This window comes from Haemophilus sp. UMB1048 (genome assembly GCF_030218125.1).
Classification (GTDB): Bacteria; Pseudomonadota; Gammaproteobacteria; order Enterobacterales; family Pasteurellaceae; genus Haemophilus_D.
The window spans coordinates 1-285 of record NZ_JASOPB010000085.1 but is presented as its reverse complement, the minus strand read 5'-3'; the positions used below and the strand labels follow the sequence as shown (position 1 = coordinate 285).

Annotated in this window: 1 protein-coding gene; it reads right to left on the bottom strand. The window is 41.1% G+C overall.

Going from position 1 to position 285, the window contains the following annotated elements; translation table 11 throughout:
* A partial coding sequence (locus tag QP437_RS10675; protein ID WP_285267730.1) for a hypothetical protein occupies positions 1 to 229 on the bottom strand: 229 nt, incomplete at its 3' end.
* Positions 230 to 285 lie beyond the last annotated feature (56 nt).

Here is a 285-nt window from a genome sequence, read left to right as displayed (position 1 = left end):
ATGTTTCTATACCATGATTAAAATTCTGCTCATCAGATGGCAGATGAATAGCGATAATCGCTTCCGCTTTATGCAACAAATTCCGCTGAATTCGGACAGCTTCAGGTATAACATCAGGAATAGCATGACGAAGCTTATCGATATCGATAATTGGTTCGTCAGGCGATTGAGGCTCCGCTTCCTCTTCTCGTTGAATCGTTGGTATTTCACCTGCGAGGGCTTTAAGCATACTCACAATTGATTCGTGAATATGTTCGGATGAAATCGTTGAATTCGCATGATAAA